Here is a 20,974-nt window from a genome sequence, read left to right on the forward strand (position 1 = left end):
GTGCTGACCATGTACAAGAAGATTCTGCTGCCCATCGACCTGAATCACAAAGCTTCCTGGGACAAGGCCCTGCCGGTGGCACTCAAACTCTGTCAGGACTATAACGCCTCACTGCATCTGGTCAGCGTCCTGCCCAACTTCGGCATGCCGCTGGTGGGTGGATTCTTTCCCAAGGAGTTTGCCGAGAAGGTCAAGAAAACCCTGACCGAACAACTCAAGGAATTCGTCAGCCAACAGGTCCCCAAAGGCATCAAGGTGCAACGTATTATCGCCGACGGCAAACCCTATGAAGCCATCCTGCGGGTTGCGAAAAAACTTGAAGTCGACTTGATCGTTATGTCGTCGCATAAACGCAAGCGGGTTGAGGATTTTGTCCTCGGTACCAATGCATTGCGCGTAGTTCAACAGGCCAAACAGTCGGTAATGATCGTGCGCTGAGCTTGCGTGCTGGCACCTGGCATAGTGCTTGCTTGTCTTTAGCCAACCAGAGTGCGCCTGATACCCCTTGTTGCGAAACGCAGCGGGTTTTCAGCGACTCATTAACGACAACGGCGTCGTGTACACAGGTCAGCAGCACCACCTGTTTGCACGGCGCTTTTTTATTTGCCAACGGATACCACCATGAGCAAGACAACTCCACCGACAGCCAATCCACTGGCTTGGGTCGCCGGTAGCGATGCACCGGAAAAGCCTCTGCTGAACATCGGTTACCTGCCCCTGACTGACTCTGCCTCGCTAATCGTGGCAGCCACCCAGGGCTTTGCCGAGCCCTACGGCCTTACCCTGACGTTGCAACGCCAGGCATCCTGGTCAGGATTACGTGACCGTTTGCTGAGCGGTGAACTGGATGCCGCCCAGGGTTTGTATGGGTTGATATACGGCATGCACCTGGGGATTGCTGGCCAGAGTACGCCAATGGCCGTACTCATGGGGCTGAACCAGAATGGTCAGAGCATCAATCTGTCGACACGGCTGCTTCAGGCTGGCGTCAACTCACCCGAGACGCTGTGCCAGCATGTGCGTCAGGGTGCGCGCCTGCGTCTGGCGCATACCTTTCCCACCGGCACCCATGCGATGTGGCTGTACTACTGGCTGGCGGCCTATGGACTGGATCCCATGCGGGATGTCGAGACGCTGGTAATCCCACCCTCACAGATGGCCGACCACCTGGCAGCGGGTCATATTGATGGCTTTTGCGCCGGCGAACCCTGGGGTGCCGATGTGGTAAAACGCGGACTCGGCTTCACATTGGCCAGCAGCCAGTCGATCTGGCCGGATCATCCGGAAAAGGTCCTGAGTTGCACCCGCGACTTTGTCGAGCGCTACCCCAACACCGCCCGCGCCTTGGTGATGGCGGTGTTGGATGCCAGTCGCTTCATTGATCAGAATGAAGCCAATCGTCGCAGTACCGCACAGCTGATCAGTAGCCCGGAGTATGTCAACGCCAGCCTGGCAACCCTGCAACCGCGGCTGCTGGGCGACTATGATGACGGCGCCGGGCAGAGCTGGCATGATCCGCACGCGCTGCGCTTTTTTGCTGAAGGCGCGGTCAACCCACCCTATTTATCGGACGGCATCTGGTTTATGACCCAGTTCCAGCGCTGGGGCCTGTTGCGACAGGAGCCGGACTACCATAAGGTCGCCTCGGAAGTGCAGCAATTGAGCCTCTACCGTGATGCCGCACAGGCGCTTGGCATTGCCCTGCCTGTTAGCGAACAGCGCAGCAGCACGCTGATTGATGGTCGTATCTGGGATGGCAGCGACCCACATGCCTATGCGCGCAGCTTCACTGTGCCGGCCCGGACAGGAGCCAACTGATGCGCATCCTGTTGATCAACGATACCGCCAGAAAAGTCGGCAACCTGCGCGACTCACTGATCGAGGCCGGATTTGAGGTGCTTGACGAGTCCGGTTTGTCCATCGACCTGCCGGCCCGGGTGCAGGCTTGTCAACCCGATGTGGTGCTGTTCGACAGCGATTCGCCCGGCCGCGATGTCATGGAACAGGTCTGCCTGGTCAGTCGCGACCAACCCAGACCCATTGTGCTCTTTACCGACGAACACGACCCCGAGGTCATGCGCCAGGCCATCCGCTCCGGCGTCAGCGCCTACATAGTCGAGGGTATTCAGAGCAAGCGCCTGAAAGCCATTCTGGATGTGGCCATGGCGCGTTTCGAGAGCGATCAGAAGCTGCGTGCAGAGCTGCATGAGCGGGAACAGCAGCTGTATGAACGCAAGCGCATCGAAAAGGCCAAGGGCCTGCTGATGAAGATGAAGGACTGCAGTGAGTCCGAGGCGCATACCCTGATGCGGCGCCAGGCCATGAGCCGGCAACAGAAAATCATTCAGGTCGCCGAACAGATTATCGCCATGCACGAGATGCTCAGCGAGTAACCCTTCCGCCCTCTGGCATGCTTCCTGCAAATTACTTGACTTGCAGCCAACGCCGGTTGCGCAACAGACAACGACGTCATCCCCACTCCCCGCGAATTGCGGGGGTGGGGGTGGCGTTTTTTTTTGCCGCAACGACGCCGGCAATGCCCCGAATCACACGCTGTAGCACATTTAAGGGACACGCAATGAACACAAGCTTCTGGAAAGCCGGTCACGCGCCAACACTCTTTGCCGCCTTTCTCTACTTTGATCTGAGCTTCATGGTCTGGTATCTGCTGGGCCCCCTTGCGGTGCAAATTGCCACCGATCTGGACCTGACTGCACAACAACGGGGCATGATGGTCGCCACACCCATTCTGGCGGGGGCGATATTGCGCTTGCTGCTGGGCTTTCTGGCTGACAGGTTGTCGCCCAAGACGGCCGGCATCATTGGCCAGGTGGTAGTGATCATTGCCCTGCTGGTGGCCTGGGTGCATGGCGTAACCAGTTATCAGCACGCGCTGCTGCTCGGCCTCGGGCTTGGCTTTGCTGGCGCCGCCTTTGCCGTTGCCCTGCCGCTCGCCTCACAGTGGTATCCAGCAGAGCATCAGGGCAAAGCCATGGGCATTGCCGGCGCGGGCAACTCCGGCACGGTATTCGCAGCCCTGTTTGCGCCGGGCCTGGCCTATCTGTTTGGCTGGCAGAGCGTATTTGGCCTGGCACTGATTCCCTTGGTAGCCACGCTGATCATTTTCATTTTGATTGCACGCAATGCACCCCAGCGGCCCAAGCCCAAATCAGCACGCGATTATCTACAGGCGCTGAATGATCGCGACAGCTGGTTGTTCATGTTTTTCTACAGTGTCACCTTTGGCGGTTTTGTCGGCCTGGCCAGCGCCCTGCCCGGCTACTTCAGCGACCAGTACGGACTGAACCCGGTCACGGCCGGTTACTACACCGCCGCCTGTGTGCTCGCAGGCAGTCTGATGCGCCCGCTCGGTGGTGCGCTGGCAGATCGCATCGGCGGCATTCGCTCACTGCTGTTCATGTACTCGATTGCCGCAGTCTGTATCGCGCTGGTCGGCTTCAACCTGTCCAGCTCAATTGCTGCACTGGCACTGTTCGTTACCGCTATGCTCGGGCTGGGTGCGGGTAACGGCGCGGTGTTCCAACTGGTTCCGCAGCGTTTCCACCGCGAGATTGGCGTCATGACCGGCCTGATCGGCATGGCCGGTGGTGTCGGCGGCTTTATTCTGGCCGCAGGCCTGGGCTCCATCAAACAGCACACCGGTGACTATCAACTGGGTCTCTGGCTGTTTGCCGCGTTGGGCCTGCTTGCATTGGTCGGCCTGTTCAGCGTCAAGCGTCGCTGGCGCACTACCTGGGGCTCATCGGCCATGACCTCGGCTCGAGTCTGACGATGGCTCTGCAACTGCATACCGACCAGGCCACCGCCGCAGGCCTGCGCAAGGATAACCAGGATGCCATTCGCGTGGTCACCCCGGCCCCGCGCCTGGCCGCCAGCAAAGGCCATCTGGTGGCGCTGGCTGACGGCGTCAGTCAATGCCGGGACGGTGGCCTGGCGGCTCGGGCAACACTGCAGGCACTGGCGCTGGACTACTACTCCACACCAGAAACCTGGTCTGTCACCCAGGGATTGGAACGCTTGTTGACCGCACATAACCGTTGGCTCCGTGCCAACGGTGGCGGGCAACCCCTGCTGACCACACTGAGCTGCATGGTGTTGCGCGGCTGCCGTTACACCATGGCGCATATCGGCGATTGCCGGGTTTACCTGTGGCGCGCCGGACGCCTGCAGAAAATCAGCAACGAGCATGTCTGGGAGCAACCCGGCATGCAGCATGTATTGAAGCGCGCCATGGGGCTGGATGAGCATCCGTTGATCGATTATGTCGAGGGCGATCTGCAGGTCGGTGATCGATTTCTTCTGCTCAGTGATGGCGTCTGGGCTCACCTCAGCGACGAGGCCATCAGCAGTCTGCTGGCGGCCCAGGGCAACAAGGTCGAAGGCCTTTGCCAGCAGATGATCGATCAGGCTCTGGGCAACGGCAGCCAGGATAACCTCAGCGCCTTGCTGCTGCATGTCGATGCGCTGCCGCAGGCCAGCCTTGAAGACAGCTTGCAACCCGCTGAGGAGCGTGCAGTTCCGCCACGTCTGAAGCCACAGCAACCCTTTGAGGGCTGGACGATTTGCCGTGAACTGGCTGAATCGCGGCAATCTCTGTTGTACCGGGTCAAGGACAGTCTGGGTCATCCCTGGTTGCTCAAAACCCTGCCGCCGTCCCGACAGCACGACCTGGCAGCCTGTCGGGAATTACTGCAGGAGGAATGGTTTCTGCGTCGAGTGGCCGGGCGCGGGATCCCGGAATTGCATCCCATGCCGGAGCGTCGTCACCATTACTACGTGATGCGTGAATACCCCGGCAAGAACCTGGCTCAACACAAGGGTGCGCATGGGCTCTGGAGTCTAGCCCAGTTCCAGCAGTTGGCGCCGCAGCTGTTGCGCGGGGTGGGCTGGCTGCACAGACGCAATCTGGTGCACCGCGACATCAAACCGGACAATCTGCATCTGGGTGACGACGGACAATTGCGTCTGCTGGATTTCGGACTGGCCTTCTGTCCGGGCCTGAGTACCTGGCATGCCGGCAGCCCGGTGGGCACGCCCAGCTACATTGCCCCGGAGATTTTTGCCGGCAGTGAGCCCAGCCCCGCACAGGATCTGTATGCCGCCGGTGTCAGCCTGTACTTTCTGCTCACCGGCCAATATCCCTACGGTGAAATCGAAGCCTTTCAGCGCCCACGCTTCAATCAAGCTGTACCGCCGAGCCGGTATCGCCCGGACTTGCCCGCCTGGCTGGATGACTGCCTGCTCAAGGCAGTGGCGATTGATCCGGCGCAGCGCTATGAAACGGCTGAGGAATGGCTACTGGCTCTGGATCAGGGCGACCGTTTGCCACCCGCCTGGCAACCGTTGATCGAGCGTGAGCCGTTATTGGTCTGGCGCAGCGTGGCGCTGATCGCCCTGGCGTTCAACCTGCTGTTTGTTGTGTTGCTGCTGCACTGACTGAACGGGCGCACCAACACGGCGCAAGATGCATCAAATAAGTGCAGAAAAAATAGTTAAATTAGACGCAAGTACCTGAATAACCGGGATTTGCAAGACTGGCACAATGCGTGCATTGGCTAGATCAAGATACTCAATTCAGCGTGGCTATCAACGGCGATAGCGCGCTTCCTGACTGAACAGGAACCGGACAAAGGCGTCCTACCGTGCGAACGGTGGGACGCCTTTTTTGTTTTCGCTCAAGCTTACGGAGCACAGCATGCAAAAGCTCAAACTGGTGATGGTCGGGAATGGCATGGCCGGGGTACGCACCCTGGAAGAACTGCTGAAACTGACACCTGACCTGTACGACATCACCGTGTTCGGTGCCGAACCGCATCCCAACTACAACCGTATCCTGTTGTCACCGGTTCTGGCTGGTGAGCAGACCTTTGACGAGATCATTCTGAATGATCTGAACTGGTACAAGGATAACGGTATCACCCTGCACACCGGCCGCAAGATCGTGAAAATAGATCGCAAGGCGCGCAAGGTGTTTGCCGATGACGGCACTGAGGCGGACTATGACCGCCTGCTGCTGGCCACCGGCTCAAATCCCTTCATTCTGCCGATTCCGGGCAACACCCTGGAGGGGGTAATCGGCTATCGCGATATCGCCGATACCGAAACCATGATGGAAACCGCCAAGACCCACAAGCATGCAGTGGTCATCGGTGGCGGCCTGCTGGGACTGGAAGCGGCCAACGGCCTGAAGCTGCGCGGCATGGATGTGACCGTGGTACATATTGGCGAATGGCTGCTGGAACGTCAGCTCGACCGTACCGCCGGTGATCTGCTGCAGAAGTCTCTTGAAGAGCGCGGCCTGAAATTCCTGCTACCGCAATTTACCAGTGAACTGCTGGACAACGGTGATGGCCGGGTTTGCGGCGTCAAGTTCAAGGATGGCAGCGTGATCCCGGCAGACCTGGTGGTCATGGCCGCCGGTATCCGCCCCAACAGCGATCTGGCGGAAAGCGCCGGTCTGGCCTGCAATCGCGGCATTCTGGTCAGTGACACCCTGCAGACCTATGACCCGCGCGTCTATGCCATTGGCGAGTGTGCCAGCCACCGCGGCATCGCCTATGGCCTGGTAGCCCCCCTGTTTGAACAGGCCAAGGTTTGCGCCAATCACCTGGCGATGCTCGGTTACGGTCGCTATGAAGGCTCGGTCACCTCGACCAAACTCAAGGTCACCGGGATTGATCTGTTCTCCGCTGGCGAGTTCATGGGCGATGATGGCAGCGAACAGATCACCCTCTCCGACCCCATTGGCGGCGTCTACAAGAAACTGGTGATCAAGGACAACATTCTGGTTGGCGCCTGCCTGTACGGTGATACCGCCGATGGTGGCTGGTACTTCCGCATGGTCAAGGAGCGCGCCAACGTCAGCGAGATCCGCGACCACCTGATGTTCGGCGAAAACGCCATTGGCGACACTGGCCATCAAGGTCAGAGCAAAACCACCAACATGCCCGATGATATGGAGGTCTGCGGCTGCAATGGCGTGTGCAAGGGCACCATCGTCAAGGCCATTCAGGAACACGGGCTGTTCAGCGTCGACGACGTGAAGAAGCATACCAAGGCCGCCAGTTCCTGTGGCTCCTGTACCGGACTGGTCGAGCAGATCGTGATCAACACGGTCGGCGGTGCGGCAGACGTCAAGCCCAAGAGCGAAAAGGCCGTATGTGGTTGTACCGATCTCAATCACGGCCAGGTCCGCAAGGCCATCCGTGAGCATCATCTGATCAGTATTCCGCAAGCAATGCGCTTTATGGAATGGCGCACGCCCAACGGCTGCGCCACCTGCCGTCCAGCGCTGAACTACTACCTGATCTCGACCTGGCCGGGTGAAGCCAAGGATGATCCGCAGTCGCGCTTCATCAACGAGCGCGCCCATGCCAACATCCAGAAGGATGGAACCTACTCGGTCATTCCGCGCATGTGGGGCGGCATCACCAATGCCGCCGAGCTGCGCCGTATTGCCGATGTCGCGGATAAATACCAGGTGCCAATGGTCAAGGTCACCGGGGGTCAGCGCATCGACCTGCTGGGCATCAAGAAGGAAGATTTACCTGCTGTGTGGAAGGACCTGGACATGCCCTCAGGGCATGCCTATGGCAAGTCGATTCGTACCGTAAAAACCTGCGTTGGCAGCGAGTTCTGTCGCTTCGGCACTCAGAACTCGACGCAGATGGGTATCGATCTGGAGCATGCGTTGTTCAACATGTGGTCACCCCACAAGGTCAAGTTGGCCGTCTCTGGCTGCCCGCGCAACTGTGCGGAGTCAGGTATCAAGGATATCGGCATCATCGGCGTGGATTCCGGTTGGGAGCTGTATATCGGCGGTAACGGCGGCATCAAGACCGAGGCTGGGGAGTTCTTTGTCAAACTCAAGACGGCTGAGGAAGTCATGGAGTACAGCCTGGCCTTCCTGCAGCTCTACCGTGAGGAGGCTTTCTACCTTGAGCGCACTGTGCATTACATGCAGCGCGTGGGCATGGAGCATATCAAGAAGGGTGTATTGGAGGATGCCGAGCGGCGCAAGGCATTGCACGAGCGTCTGCTGTTCTCATTGTCCTTCGAGCAGGATCCGTGGAAGGAGCGCATCGAGAAGGAGGAACTGAAAAACGAGTTCCGCCGCATCGCAGTCAAACAACTTGAGGAGGTAGCCCCATGAGCTGGCTTGACGTGTGCGCACTGGAAGAGATTCCACAACTGGGATCGCGGGTCGTCAACGGTCCCAAGGGTGACATTGCGGTGTTTCGCACCAGCGATGACGATGTGTTTGCCGTCGATGACCGCTGCCCCCACAAGAATGGCCCGCTGTCCCAGGGCATTGTGTTCGGCAAGCACGTCACCTGCCCGCTGCACAGCTGGACCATCCAGTTGGAGAGCGGTGAGGCCGTAGCGCCGGATGTGGGTTGTACGCATCGGTATCCGACGCGGGTAGAGAATGGTCGGGTGCAGTTGGTGTTGGATAAGGTCAAGGAGTCGGCGTGAGGGTCGCACTGATTGATAACATCCGGTGTATGGATGCCCTTGCCGGCCGACCGGTATGGACACGCTACGAGCACGTCCCTGTGAGCTCGACGATGCCCGCCCGACCGCCAAGGATGGCGGAAGTGTCGAAAATGCAGGAGCAATTTCCGACCAGGCATCGACGGTCCATACCAGCCGGACGGCAAGGGCACCGTGATGTACCGTGCAATCAATCAGTGCTATTCCCTTGCAAGAAGCGTCTCACGCTTTTAGATCCAGCAGACTGCAAGCAGTTAGTAGGCGTAGCTGCATCCAACGTCTCAGAATTAGGTGCAAACAACGGATGATCAAAACAACAGCCTCTACCTGTTGCTATTGCGGCGTCGGCTGCGGCGTGTTGATCGAGCATGACGAGCAGCAGATCCTCGGCGTCAGCGGTGACCCCACCCATCCGGCCAACTTCGGGCGGCTGTGCAGCAAGGGTGCCACACTGCACCTGACTGGCGACCTGTCGGCCCGTGCGCTCTATCCCGAACTGCGGCTGGGCAAAGGTCTGGCCCGCAGCCGCACTGACTGGGACACCGCCATGGGCCATACGGCCCAGGTGTTTGGCCAGACCATCGCCGAACACGGCCCCGACAGCGTGGCTTTCTATATCTCCGGCCAGCTGTTGACCGAAGATTATTATGCCTTCAACAAACTGGCCCGGGCGCTGGTCGGCACCAACAATATCGACAGCAATTCGCGTCTGTGCATGTCCAGCGCCGTAGTCGGTTACAAGCGCAGTCTGGGCGCCGATTCGCCGCCCTGTTCCTACGTGGACATCGAGGAAAGCGACTGTGTGCTGATTGTCGGCAGCAATATGGCCTACGCCCACCCGGTGCTGTTCCGCCGCCTGGAACAAGCCAAGGCCGACAACCCGGACAAGCGCATTATCGTGGTTGATCCCAGACGGACCGATACCTGCGAGATTGCCGATCTGCACCTGGCCGTTCAGCCGGGTACCGATGTCGCCCTGTTCCACGGCATTCTGCATATCCTGATGTGGGAAGGCTGGATCGACCGTGCCTTTATCGATGCGCATACCCAGGGCTTTGATGAGCTCAAAACCCTGGTGCGCGATTACACCCCGGAAATGGTCGCCGGCATTTGTGGTATCCGTCAGGACGATCTGCAAAGCGTGGCGCGCATGATTGGTGCAGCGCCCTCCTTCCTGTCGCTGTGGTGCATGGGTCTGAATCAGTCCAGCGCCGGCAGCGCCAAGAACAGCGCGCTGATCAACCTGCATCTGGCCACCGGCCAGATCGGCAAGGTCGGTAGTGGTCCCTTCTCACTGACCGGCCAGCCGAATGCCATGGGCGGACGCGAGACCGGTAGCCTGTCCAATCTGCTGCCGGGTCACCGTGAGGCTGCCAGTGCCGAGCATCGGGATGAGGTCGCCGACTATTGGGGTGTAGATAGCCTGCCGAGCAACGTCGGGCTAAGCGCCGTCGAACTCTTTGAAGGCGTACGTCAGGGCAAGATCAAGGCACTGTGGATCGCCTGTACCAATCCGGCGCAATCCATGCCTGACCAGACCCTGGTGCATGAAGCGCTGGCCGCCTGCCCTTTCGTTGTCGTGCAGGAAGCCTTTGGCACCACCGAGACCTGCCAGTACGCCGACCTGCTGTTACCCGCTGCCAGCTGGGGTGAAAAGGCCGGCACCGTGACCAACTCCGAGCGCCGTATCAGCCGGGTACGCGCAGCCATTGCGCCACCCGGCGAAGCACGGCCGGACTGGGCGATCGTCTGTGACCTGGCTGCCCGTCTGGAAGCGCAACTGCGCCCGGGCCAGCGCCATCTGTTCGATTTTACCGAGCCCCAGGCGTTGTTTGACGAATACCGTGGTCTGACACGCGGACGTGATCTGGACTACAGCGGCCTGAGTTACGAGCTGATCGATGAACTAGGTCCACAGCAGTGGCCCTTCAGCGCTGATCACCTGCGCGGCACCAAGCGCCTGTATGGCGATGGTCAGTTTCCGACGGACAGCGGCCGGGCGCGTTTTGTTGCCGATGCCTATCTGGCACATAAGGAGCCGCGCGACGCCCGTTTTCCGTTGACCCTGAATACCGGTCGCCTGCGCGATCAATGGCATGGCATGAGCCGTACCGGCACGGCTGCGCAACTGTTCGGCCATGTCGAGCAGGCGCAGATCAGTCTGAACCCCGACGACCTGCGCAGCCGTCGGCTGGTCGATGGCCAACTGGTACAGGTCAAAAGCCGACGTGGCGAGCTGGTTCTGCCGGTTCTGGCAGATGAAAACATTCGCCCCGGCCAGGCTTACATTCCCATGCATTGGGGCAACCGCTTTCTCAAGGGATTGGGCGTCAACGTACTGACCCAGCCGCTGTTCGATCCGTTGTCCAAGCAACCTGAATTGAAACAGGCTGGCATCAATATCAAGCCTGCGATCTTTCCCTGGGAGCTGTTTGTGCTGGTCGAGGGTGAGGTGCAAGAGCGCTTCAGCGCCCTGCGTGCCCACTGCGATAGCCTGACCTTTGTCAGCTTCAGTCTGGCTGGCCGTGAGCGTCCTGCGGTACTGATACGTGCAGCGCACAAACATGCACCGGATGCGCCCTGGCTGGAGAAGCTGGATGCCCTGCTGAACCTGGATCAAGGTCCGGTATTGGTCTATGACGATCCACGCCGGGCGATTGGCAAGCGGGTCAAGATCGAGGACGGTCGCATCACTGCCATCCGCCTGAGCGGCGAAACCGCCGCGCGCGACTGGTTGCGTGGGGTATGGCAAAGCGGTGAGGCCGATGCCGAACTACGGCGCTGGTTCCTTGCCCCGCTGAGCACCCCACCGGGTGGTGCCGCCAGTTGCGTCGACCGCACCCTGTGCAACTGCATGAACGTCAGCCAGAGCCGTATTCAGGCGGGCATCGAGCGCGGCCTGGATCTGCAGGGATTGAAAAACGAACTGGGCTGCGGGACCGAATGCGGCTCCTGCGTGCCCGAGATCAAGGGGCTCATCGTCAGGCTGGCTTCGCCTGCCTGACTCAAGCTTCAAGCTTCAAGCTTCAAGCTTCAAGCTTCAAACAGATGATCGATAAATTGAGCCGGAAATGCAGCAAGATGACTATGAGGAAAGAGCCATGAACACCAGAGTTTGGCTGGTCGGGGCAGGCCCCGGCGACCCGGAACTGCTGACCCTGAAAGCAGTGCGCGTACTGGGGCAGGCCGATGTGGTGATGGTTGACGATCTGGTCAACCCGTTGATCCTCGAACACTGCCCGCAGGCGCAGATTGTGCGCGTGGGCAAACGTGGCGGATGTCGCTCGACGCCGCAGGATTTTATCAATCGGCTGATGCTGCGCTACGCCCGTCAGGGACGCAAACTGGTGCGTCTGAAAGGCGGCGACCCGTGCATATTCGGACGGGCCGGTGAAGAAGCGCAATGGCTGGCCGAACGCGGCATTGCGTCAGAGACGGTCAACGGCATTACCGCTGGACTGGCCGGTGCCACCCAGTGCGGCATTCCCCTGACACTGCGCGGCACCAGCCGCGGTGTGACCCTGGTCACCGCGCATACCCAGGATGACAGTGACCTGAACTGGCGCGGTCTGGCCATGGGCGGTACTACGTTAGTGGTGTATATGGGTGTGGCCCGTCTGCAGCAGATCCGTCAGGGCCTGCTCGACGGCGGCATGCCCGGCTCGACGCCGGTGGCCATGATCGAACGCGCCAGCCTGCCGGACCAACGCCAGCAGGTCTGTAGCCTTAGTCAGCTCTGCGAGGCTGCCGCCACTTTCCAGTTGCAGAGTCCAGCGGTACTGGTCATCGGCGATGTGGTCGCCGCCGCCGACCTGCTGCAGCACCCCGCCGAACTGGCCGCCCTAAGCAGCTGACAGCTGGGTGGGCCGCGTTCCATCTCGGCCAAAGGCGTTTACTACCAGCTCGCTGGTCGAGGTGGAACTCGACCAATCCCAGGACAAACACACCCATTCTGCGTCTCAGCCCCTGGGAGTGGCCGAGTTCCACCTCGGCCATAGACGTCTGCTGCCAACTCGCTGGTCGAGATGCAACTCGACCCTTCCCTGATGTCAGCCTTTGGGTTTCATCGCCTCGAGCATCGAGCCCATGGCCTGGTGAATGGCATTTACCGCCTTGAGCGGCCGGACCATGACCTTGAAGTCAATGATCTGCCCGGCGTCATTCCACTCGATCATGTCCACGCCGTTGACCTTGATCCCGTCAATCAGGGTCTCGAACTCCAGTACCGCATGCTTGCCCTGAATAACTTCACGCAGATAGCTGAAATGCCCCGGCGCGTTCAGCACCTGCATGGCGGCCATCAGATACAGACGAGTGATGTTCTTGCCCTGCTGCGGGGTGTGCACTACGGGGGAGTGGAACACCACGTCTTCCGCCAGCAAGGCATCCAGACCCTGCGCATCCTGATGCTTGACGATCTGGTGCCACTGTTCGATTACCTTGCTCATAGGACCTCCTTTACCGTGTTTCAAGCATTCTCGGCCGCAGGGTCCGGCATCTCAAGCCGCATAAGCGTCAGGAATAAGGATGCTATGACCTGACTTGCTCCCGGGAGAGGCCGAGTTCCATCTCAGCCCAAGGTGCTTTCTGCCAACTTGCTGGTCGAGGTGGAACTCGACCTGCCCAGGAGTTAGTCCTCGGCGTGTTGTTCGCGTTGCTGGTCGGCCCAGAGGCGAGCGTAGGCGCCACCTGCGGCAAGCAGTTCGGCGTGGCTGCCATGCTCCACCACGCGCCCCTGTTCCAGCACCAGGATGCGCTCCGCGTGCACTATAGTCGATAAGCGGTGTGCAATAGCCAGCGTGGTGCGCTTTTGTGCAATCAGATTCAGCGCGTCGAGGATCAAGCGTTCGGCGTGAGTGTCCAGTGATGAGGTGGCTTCATCCAGAATCAGAATCGGCGGGTTCTTCAACAGCACTCGAGCAATGGCGATACGTTGCTTCTCGCCACCCGATAACTTCAGGCCGCGCTCGCCGACCTGGGTTTTCAGCCCATCAGGCAGGCGCTTAACGAAGTCTTCCAGTTGCGCCATGCGCAGCGCCTGCCAAATCTCCTCCTCACTGGCTCCCGGTTTACCGTAGGCGATGTTGTAGCCAATGCTGTCGTTGAACAGCACGGTATCCTGAGGCACCACACCTATGGCCTGACGCAGGCTGTCCTGGGTGACACCACGGACATCCTGCCCGTCGATACGGATAGCCCCCGCGGACACGTCATAGAAGCGAAACAGCAAACGCGCCAGGGTCGATTTACCGGCACCGCTCGGGCCAACGATAGCCAGGGTATGCCCGGCTGGAATACTCAGACTGACACCTGCCAGAATCGGCCGTTCGGGGTCATAGGCATGCTCGACCCGATCAAACTCCACGGCCCCGCCGCGTATCTGCAGATCTTTCGCGTCGGGCGCATCCGCGACCTTGACCGGCGCTTCCAGCAGGCCGAACAGGCGCTCGATATTGGTCAGCGCCTCACGGATTTCACGGTAGATAAAACCGAGAAAGCCCAGGGGAATAAACAACTGGATCATATAGGCGTTAATCATGACCAGTTCACCCAGACTCATGTCACCGCTGGCAACCTGGCTGGCGGCCATGACCATCATCAGGGTGACCGAACCGGTGATGATCAGCGCCTGACCGGAGTTGAGCGCCGCCAGGGACAGGCGGTTCTTCATCCGCGCCGCTTCCCAGCCCTCAAGGTGCGCATCGTACTCCCGCGCCTCAAATCCCTCGTTGCCAAAGTACTTGACCGTCTCGTAGTTCAACAGGCTGTCTACCGCGCGGGTATTGGAACTGTTATCAAGCTTGTTGCTCTCACGCACAAAGCGGTTGCGCCACTCGGTACACCAGATCGAGAAGGCGCCGTAGAGGATCACCGAAGCCAGCACCGTCAGCGCATACATGGGGCTGAAGTTGGCCAGCAGAATGACCGCAATCAGGCCGATTTCCAACAGCGTGGGAATGATATTGAAGACCATGAAGCGCAGCAGAAAACTGATGCCACTGGTCCCACGCTCGATGTCACGGGCCAGACCACCGGTGCGCCGCGAGAGGTGAAAGCCCAGGTCCAGGCGGTGCAGATGCTCGAACACCCGCAGCGAGACCCGGCGCATGGCGCGCTCGGCCACGCGGGCAAATACGGCATCACGCAGCTCTGAAAAGAAAACCGAGGAAAAACGTAACAGACCGTAGGCCGCCAACAAAGCCACCGGTACCAACACCAGTGCATCGGTAACTGACTCGAAATGCTCGACAATCAGCTTCAGCGCCCAGGGCACCGCGACTCCGGCCAGCTTGGCTACCAGCAAAAAGCCCATGGCCAGGGCTACCCTGCCACGGAATTCGCTCAGATACGGCAACAGACTGGTAATGATGCGCCAGTTGACCGGTCCACCCTGGTATTGGCTGTCAGAATTGGGGCGCAATGGGGGTTCCTTCGAAATAGGGGCAAGCTGCAAGCTGCAAGCTGCAAGCTGCAAGCTGCAAGCTGCAAGCTGCAAGCTGCAAGCTGCAAGCAAGTGTGAGGGGTTACCTTTCGATATCAAGGCCCTTACCCGAAAACATCATGCTGATATTTTCGGGTTTACTTGTCGCTTGCCGCTTGTGGCCTGCAGCTGGCGGCCAATGGCAGCCTAATCTTCGTGCGGGATTGGGTCCGGATTGCGGTCCCAGCCAACCATCAGGATAGTCGCCAGCACGCCCAGAGCCAGACCGGTCCAGGGATCAAAGAACGCCAGACCAGCACCGATCAGCAGTACCGTGCCACGCGACGTGTTATTGCGTGGAATCGCCATGGCTACATAGGCGCAGGCAAAGGCTGTCAGCATCAAGGTCAAGGCCAGCGCCACGTTAAGCAATGGCTGCAGGCCGGTCAGCAAGGGCTTGATAAAGAACAGCAGTGGGATACCCATCAGGTAGTAGGAGATCAAGCCACTGTGCAGACTGTTCATGGCCTCTTTGCCCTGGGTCCAGCGCTGCACGATGATCACCTGCACACCGGTCCACATGGCGCCCTGCGTAGGGAAGAAAGGCGCAAACAAACCCAGCAGGCCGTTACGGATGCCGACCGACAGGTGCGTACGGGTGGGGTTGATATCGATATGCTCGTCATTGCGCTTGCTCAGACCGTCACGCAGCACTTCGTTGCCAGTCACAATATCGCCAAACAGGATCACATAGGTAATGATCGCCAGTGGAATAGCCTGCACGAACATGTCGATGCTCGGCCAGCCAATGGCGAAGGGCGACATTTTGGCAAAAGCATCGCCTACCGGCGGTATCAGGATGCCCCACTGAAGGTCATATTTGATCTCGCCAACCAACGGCCCAACCACAGCTGCAATGAAGAAACCCGGCAACAGTCCCAGGGCTGCAATTAGCGCTATCGGACGGTATTTTTCCTTGAGTTTCTGCAGCGGCAAGGAAAAGGAGAAAATAAGACACAAACCGCAGGCCAGCATGATGCTGATCGGCTGAGCTTCCAGAATCGATGGGCCATTGCCATCACCGACAAATATCCTGTAAACGGCTGCTATTGCAGCGCCGAGGATAATACCGGCCTTGAGCGTATCGGGTAGCCAGATCACAAATTTTTTGCCAAGCCCGGTGACCCCGAGCACCACCAGAAGCACAGCAAAGTTTAATGAGAGTGCCGTCATGACCTGGAATCGGCTGGTCGGATCGTCATAGCCGGTCAATACAAAGGTCAGTACCAGAGGCAATGCCGGGGTGATCCAGCCTGGCGCATAGGGCTCGCCAAAAAAGATCAGCGCGGCTCCGATGAGCAGTGAATGGATCATGGATACCGCAATGGCTTCTTCAAAGGTCAGCCCGAAGGCGCCAGTCATGATAGGAACCAGCGCCAAGCCCGTCGCAGCAGCTACAAAGAAGCCCTGCAATGCCTCCTGCCAGTAAAACCTGGTGTGGTAGAAGGGTAAGCGGAAGGTAAACGGCCCCCAGCGCCAACCGGGCAATTCGGGTTTTGACATGACAGACTCCCTGGGTTTTTAGATTTGTTTTTGTTGTTCGCAGCCAAGCTGCGAATGATGTAAGGCATTATGCAGAGCCGCAGATAAATGTATATCTGCATCACGCTGGTGAATGCTCTGTCAGGAAACACCCTCCTCCTGCTCCAGTCTCAGCTTGGTCGCTCCCGGCGACGCCGTCTTTCTGGCCATCAGACTGTAGAGCACGGGTATGACAAAGAGCGTCAGCAGCATCGACACCGTTACCCCTGACATGACCACAATGCCGATTACCGAACGCGTCTCGGCGCCAGGCCCAAAGGCCATGACCAACGGAATGGCGCCGGCCACCGTGGTGACACCGGTCATCAGGATCGGCCGCAGGCGCAGTGTGCTGGCTTCCAGCAATGCTTCGTCAAAATCCTTGCCGGCATCACGCAGCTGGTTGGCAAATTCGACGATCAAAATACCGTTCTTGGCTGCCAGGCCAATCAGCATCACCAGGCCAATCTGGCTATACAGATTCAGGCTGTTTCCGGTCAGCCATAACCCCAGCAGCGCCCCGCCAATAGCCATGGGTACGCCGAGCATGATCACCAGGGGGTGAACAAAACTCTCGAACTGGGCAGCCAGCACCAGGAACACCACCACCAGTCCCAGCACGAAGACAAACAGCAGCGAGCCACCCGCCTTGCGCAGATCCAGCGACTCACCCTTGTAATCAATCACCAGGGTATCCGGCAGGCTGTCGCGGGCCAGTTGCTCGACATGGTCGAGCGCCGTACCCAGAGCGACACCATCAGCCAGGGAGGCATCAATGGTGATGGCGCGGTTACGGTTATAGCGGTTCAGCGTGGTTGAACCGGCGTACTCCTCAAGGGTGACCAGATTGGATAACGGGATCAGTTGCTCGGTCGTTGATGAACGCACATAGATATTCTCCATCGCACCGGCATAGCGCTGGGCATCGCGTTCACCCTCGAGTATCACGTCGTATTCTTCGCCTTGATCGATATAGGTGGTCACACGGCGCGAGCCAAACATGGTTTCCAGCGTACGACCAATGGTACTGATGCTCACGCCCAGGTCAGCGGCGCTGTCATAGTCGATACGCACCTCCAGCTGGGGCTGGGTTTCCTTGTAGTCGGAGTCGATATTGGTCAGGCCGGGATTATCCTGGTTGATTTCTTCCAACAGGATATCGCGCCACTCTGCCAGCTCCTCATAACTGCCTGCGCCGCCTATGACCAGTCTGAAAGGTTGTTGCTGCCCCCCGGCAAAGCCCTGACGCATGACAGGAAAAGCACGCACGCCGGGCAGATCAGCCAGGCGTTGCTGAATATCAGCCATGATTTCCCAACCGGAGCGGCGCTGCCCCCAGTCCTCGAGAACCACCACAGCGATACCGGTGTTGAAGGTAGTGACGGCACCGAAAGCACGCGGTGCACGAATCAGCAAGCGGCTTACCTCGCCCGCCTCGACCAGATCCATCAAGCGCGTCTCGATCTCGGTCATGTACTGACTCATGTACTCGTAGGTAGCACCCTCGGGGCCGTTAACGATGACAAAGAGTGAGCCACGATCCTCACGGGGCGTGTATTCACTGGGCAAACTGTTGAACAGCCAGCCGGTCCCGGCAAAGAGTACGACAAACACCAGCACGGCCAGCCAGCGAAAACGCAGCACCACACTGAGTATGCGCGCATAGCCCTGCCTTGCAGCGCGCAGAGAACGTTCAACCCAACGGCTCAGCCAATTATCGTCATGGGCCTTGAGCACCTTGGATGCGAGCATGGCCGACAGTGTCAGGGCAACAAAACTGGAAAAGGCTACGGCCGCCGCCATGGTCAGGGCGAACTCGGAAAACAGCCGACCGACATCCCCTTGCAAGAAGGCAATGGGCACAAAGACGGCGACCAGCACAAGCGTGGTTGAAATCACCGCAAAAGCGACCTGCCGGGTACCATGAAAAGCCGCCACCAGGGGTGTTTCACCCTCTTCGTCGATACGCCGGCGAATGTTCTCCAGCACGATAATGCCGTCATCCACGACCAGACCAATAGCCAGCACCAACGCCAGCAGGGTCAACATGTTCACGGTAAAACCAAACAATAGCAGGCCGATAAAGGTCGCGGTCATGGAGACGGGCAAGGTAACAGCAGGAATCAGAATGGCCCGCGGACTGCCGAGAAAAATGAAGATGGAAATCACCACCAGAACCAGGGCAACGACCAGGGTACTGTAGACCTCTTTCACGGCCCCTTCGATAAACACCGAACTGTCAAAGCTGGGCAGTATCTGCATACCCTCCGGCAGGGTCGGATTCAGCTCGTCAACCAGCTGCCTGGCGGCGCGCGACACATCCAGGGTATTGGCGGTGGACTGGCGTTCTAGTCCAATGCCGACCATCGGTTGACCGTTGCCACGGAACAGGTTGCGTTCTTCCTCGGTACCCCGCTCTACCCGAGCCACCTGACCCAGGCGCACCAGATCATTATTCTCCCCGCGGGACACCACCAGACGGGCAAACTCCTCCGCCTCACTGAAACTGCGTGCCACCCGCACGGTAAAGAGTCGATTGAATGATTCAATATTACCAGCTGGCAGCTCGACGTTTTCGGCACGCAAGGCCGACTCGATATCCGCTACAGTCAGATTGCGTGCTGCCAGCGCCTCGCGGTCCAGCCAGACGCGCATGGCATATCGCTGCGCGCCACCGACGCGGACCTGGCCCACCCCTTCCAGGGTAGAGAAACGATCAACCAGATAACGCTCAGCATAATCGGTCAGCTCTGGCAGGGTCAGCCTATCGCTGGCCAGGTTCCACCAGATGATCACCTCCTGGTTGGCATCCAGCTTGCGTACCTGCGGTGGGTCTGCTTCATCCGGCAGACTGCGCAGTACACCCGCAACCCGGTCACGAATATCGTTGGCCGCTTCATTCACATCCTTGTTGATGGCAAATCGCAGGGTGATGATCGAACGGCTGTCTTCACTGCGCGAGTCGATAAACTCGATACCTTCGACACCGGAGATACGCTCTTCAATGACCTGGGTAATCTGCGAGTCAATCACACTGGCGGCAGCACCAATGTAGGTGGTGTCGATGGTGACCACCGGCGGGTCGATATCCGGGTATTCGCGCAGCGGCAACATGGAAAAGGCCACCAGACCAAAGATCACCAGCAGCAGGGCCAGGACCGTAGCAAAGACCGGACGAACTATGGCCGTATCGGAAAGAATCATGACCGGCTCCTAGTTGACATTTGCAGCATCGGATAATGCTCCGGCTACAGACTCACCAGCCTTGATTTCAGCCCTGATACCTATCGGCTGCCCCGGCCGCAACCGAAAGGCCCCATGGGTGATAACGCGCTCACCCAATGTCAGACCGGTCAGCACTTCCACCTCACCGGGAAAGCGCCTGCCGAGTGTGATCTCACGACGCTCTGCCTTGAAGCCGTCCCCCTCCGCCACCGCCAGCATGACAAACTGCTGTCGCCCGACCGGTAACAAGGCCTCCTCGGGAATGACCAGCGCATCACGGGGTGCACTGGCAATGCGTACCGACATCAACATACCTGGCCGCAGCAGCCCATCAGGGTTGGGAATCAGTGCTCTGACCCGAACGGAACGGGTTACTGCATCCACTTCGTTGTCAATGCCGCTTATCTCTCCGGTAAACGTCTGGCCAACAAAGGCTCGACTGGTCGCTGTCACCCGCTGCCCAACCGCAACCCTGGCCATGCGGGTTTCCGGCACGCTGAAATCGAGCTTCATGACGCTGTCATCGTGCAAGGTGGCCACAGGCGTGCCAGGCGTCAGCAAGGTACCCACACTGACCTGACGCAAGCCCACCACGCTGTCAAAGGGCGCGCGGATCAGACGATCTGCCAGACGCGCTTCAACCGCATTAAGCCTGGCGCGAGCAAGATTGGCTTCTCGCCTGCGGTTATCCAATTCCTGATCCGATAGAAAGCGGCTCTCGACCAATTGCCGAGCACGTTGCAGCTGCCGTTCAGCGTCGGCCAGAGCCACCCGTGCCTCATCCAATTGGGCAACCTGTTCGCGGTTGGTCAACTCGACAAGCACATCGCCAGCCTTGAGTCGCTGGCCGTCATTGAAATGAATGCGGGAGATGGTTTCCGTCAAATTGGCCGTTACTACCGCCGTTTCGTTGGCCATCAAGGTGCCCAGCGCTTCCAGTTCACTGGCTATCACGCGCTGTTCAACCTGAGCCACGATCACATTCAGTGGTGCCTGCTGGGCATGCACGGGGATAGCCGGCAAAACGGCAAATAAACATAGGCCGAACAAACGCCGGAAACGGGCAAGATCAGACATGACAACATCCTGTAGGAGGATTACGGCGACCGCAGTTGTCACCGGAAAAGAAACAGGCACAATAATGCCGCCGCCGCGTCAGTTTGCCTACCGGATTATCCTACAGAATGTGACGGGGCTTTGCGGACGGAGGACTGCCGCCCGCAAAGTATCAGC

Annotated in this window: 14 protein-coding genes; 9 read left to right on the plus strand and 5 right to left on the minus strand. The window is 59.1% G+C overall.

Translation table 11 applies throughout. From position 1 onward, the window contains the following. Nucleotides 1–9: 9 nt before the first annotated feature. The 9 genes from AC27HQ_RS09580 to cobA all read left to right on the plus strand — a co-directional run bounded on the left by AC27HQ_RS09580 (nucleotide 10) and on the right by cobA (nucleotide 12,368). A complete protein-coding gene (locus tag AC27HQ_RS09580; RefSeq protein WP_487155934.1) occupies nucleotides 10–438 on the plus strand; it encodes a universal stress protein in 429 nt (142 codons plus the stop codon). Between the two features lie 183 nt (nucleotides 439–621). Then, nucleotides 622–1,818 carry a CmpA/NrtA family ABC transporter substrate-binding protein gene (locus AC27HQ_RS09585; protein WP_487155935.1) on the plus strand — a complete coding sequence of 399 codons (1,197 nt, stop codon included), beginning with the start codon at nucleotides 622–624 and terminating at the stop codon, nucleotides 1,816–1,818. Next, nucleotides 1,815–2,393: an ANTAR domain-containing response regulator gene (locus AC27HQ_RS09590; protein ID WP_487156058.1), complete on the plus strand. Its 579-nt coding sequence runs from the start codon at nucleotides 1,815–1,817 to the stop codon at nucleotides 2,391–2,393. Before AC27HQ_RS09585 ends, AC27HQ_RS09590 begins: the two co-directional genes overlap by 4 nt. A gap of 185 nt (nucleotides 2,394–2,578) precedes the next feature. Next, nucleotides 2,579–3,790, plus strand: a complete 1,212-nt coding sequence (locus AC27HQ_RS09595; protein WP_487155936.1) for a nitrate/nitrite transporter — start codon at nucleotides 2,579–2,581, stop codon at nucleotides 3,788–3,790. Between the two features lie 2 nt (nucleotides 3,791–3,792). After that, a complete protein-coding gene (locus AC27HQ_RS09600; RefSeq protein ID WP_487155937.1) occupies nucleotides 3,793–5,457 on the plus strand; it encodes a bifunctional protein-serine/threonine kinase/phosphatase in 1,665 nt (554 codons plus the stop codon). Between the two features lie 259 nt (nucleotides 5,458–5,716). Then, nucleotides 5,717–8,173 carry a nitrite reductase large subunit NirB gene (gene nirB / locus AC27HQ_RS09605; protein ID WP_487155938.1) on the plus strand — a complete coding sequence of 819 codons (2,457 nt, stop codon included), beginning with the start codon at nucleotides 5,717–5,719 and terminating at the stop codon, nucleotides 8,171–8,173. Next, nucleotides 8,170–8,496 (plus strand): nitrite reductase small subunit NirD, encoded by a 327-nt coding sequence (gene nirD / locus AC27HQ_RS09610; RefSeq protein WP_487155939.1) that lies wholly within the window; start codon nucleotides 8,170–8,172, stop codon nucleotides 8,494–8,496. Before nirB ends, nirD begins: the two co-directional genes overlap by 4 nt. A gap of 322 nt (nucleotides 8,497–8,818) precedes the next feature. Beyond that, on the plus strand, nucleotides 8,819–11,518 hold the full coding sequence (locus AC27HQ_RS09615) for a nitrate reductase (protein ID WP_487155940.1): 2,700 nt from the start codon (nucleotides 8,819–8,821) through the stop codon (nucleotides 11,516–11,518). Nucleotides 11,519–11,615: 97 nt separating this feature from the next. Next, entirely contained in the window at nucleotides 11,616–12,368 is a 753-nt protein-coding gene (gene cobA, locus AC27HQ_RS09620) for a uroporphyrinogen-III C-methyltransferase (protein ID WP_487155941.1), read from the plus strand. A gap of 195 nt (nucleotides 12,369–12,563) precedes the next feature. On the opposite strand, the gene AC27HQ_RS09625 is transcribed toward cobA, so the two are convergent. From AC27HQ_RS09625 to AC27HQ_RS09645, 5 genes are all read right to left on the minus strand, one after another. Beyond that, a complete protein-coding gene (locus AC27HQ_RS09625) occupies nucleotides 12,564–12,962 on the minus strand; it encodes a nuclear transport factor 2 family protein (protein ID WP_487155942.1) in 399 nt (132 codons plus the stop codon). 182 nt (nucleotides 12,963–13,144) lie between these two features. Continuing rightward, nucleotides 13,145–14,935 carry an ABCB family ABC transporter ATP-binding protein/permease gene (locus AC27HQ_RS09630; protein WP_487155943.1) on the minus strand — a complete coding sequence of 597 codons (1,791 nt, stop codon included), beginning with the start codon at nucleotides 14,933–14,935 and terminating at the stop codon, nucleotides 13,145–13,147. Between the two features lie 207 nt (nucleotides 14,936–15,142). Next, nucleotides 15,143–16,498 (minus strand): hypothetical protein, encoded by a 1,356-nt coding sequence (locus tag AC27HQ_RS09635; protein WP_487155944.1) that lies wholly within the window; start codon nucleotides 16,496–16,498, stop codon nucleotides 15,143–15,145. A 120-nt stretch (nucleotides 16,499–16,618) separates the two neighbouring features. Next, nucleotides 16,619–19,720, minus strand: coding sequence for an efflux RND transporter permease subunit (locus AC27HQ_RS09640; protein WP_487155945.1), 3,102 nt, complete (start codon nucleotides 19,718–19,720; stop codon nucleotides 16,619–16,621). A gap of 9 nt (nucleotides 19,721–19,729) precedes the next feature. Then, on the minus strand, nucleotides 19,730–20,818 hold the full coding sequence (locus AC27HQ_RS09645; protein ID WP_487155946.1) for an efflux RND transporter periplasmic adaptor subunit: 1,089 nt from the start codon (nucleotides 20,816–20,818) through the stop codon (nucleotides 19,730–19,732). Nucleotides 20,819–20,974: the final 156 nt, after the last annotated feature.

This window comes from Halopseudomonas sp. 4NH20-0008, assembly GCF_057548395.1.